This is a genomic window from Aeromonas cavernicola, assembly GCF_002795305.1.
Classification (GTDB): Bacteria; Pseudomonadota; Gammaproteobacteria; order Enterobacterales; family Aeromonadaceae; genus Aeromonas; species Aeromonas cavernicola.
Window position 1 is genome coordinate 1 of the sequence record NZ_PGGC01000235.1, and the last position, 842, is coordinate 842.

The following is an 842-nucleotide window of genomic DNA, read 5'->3' on the forward strand; positions in this document are numbered from 1 at the left end:
GTAGAAAGGGGCCGATTGTACCCACTGACCCCAAGCGGGAACAAGCGGCCAACCATGGCCTGAATGGCGATCCGGAGATAACCGGAATATTCCTACGTCATCCCCTGACTAGGCTGAGGGATCGCGCCCCTCTTTTGATGCCATAGAGAACCAATGGCGGCACCTCATCGAAAGCCAACAAACATGGTAAACAAACATGACAGCACGGACTTAACGAACTAATTCAATGAGTTGTTGGTATTTTCTGGCCAATGCTAGGGCCAATCTAGACGTGCCGATATTGGCGATTCCTCTGCCAGCACCACCTCAACACCATCCTCTGATTGCCTCAGCCGCCACCTTTTGAAATAATGAGAATAATTATCATTGTTAAGATTCATATCATGAAGATGTTTTGGGGTTTGACCTTATTGCCTTTGGTTGTTCATTTCGCCGCGCAGGCCGACGAGTTAGTCGCGCCCGCATTAAGTAGCAGCATTGCCGCCGGAAAAGCCTCCCAGCAGCGGGTGGAAAAAGCCGCCGATGCCGCCGTTACCGCACGGCTGGAGCTGCAAAATGCCCAACTGCAACTGCGCGATCTGGATGCTTACAACCGCTACATGCAATCTCTGGTGGCCGATCAGCAAAATGAGCTGGGCAAGTTGAGCCAGCAGCTGGCAGCGGTGCAAGAGACCCGTCAGGGCTTGATCCCGCTACTGCTGCAGATGCAGGCAGATCTGGAACAGCTGGTGCAACAGGATATTCCGCTGCGCAAGGAAGATCGGCTGGCACGGGTTGAACAGTTGAAAGCGACCCTGGCCCGTGCGGATGTGAGCGAAGCGGAGAAATTCCGCCAGCTGCTG

The 842-nt window shown here is 53.8% G+C and carries 1 protein-coding gene; it reads left to right on the forward strand.

What is annotated here, in order from left to right:
• Window positions 1-383 precede the first annotated feature (383 nt).
• Window positions 384-842 (forward strand): DUF3450 family protein (locus CUC53_RS18145; protein ID WP_157798329.1); only part of this gene is annotated, 459 nt, incomplete at its 3' end.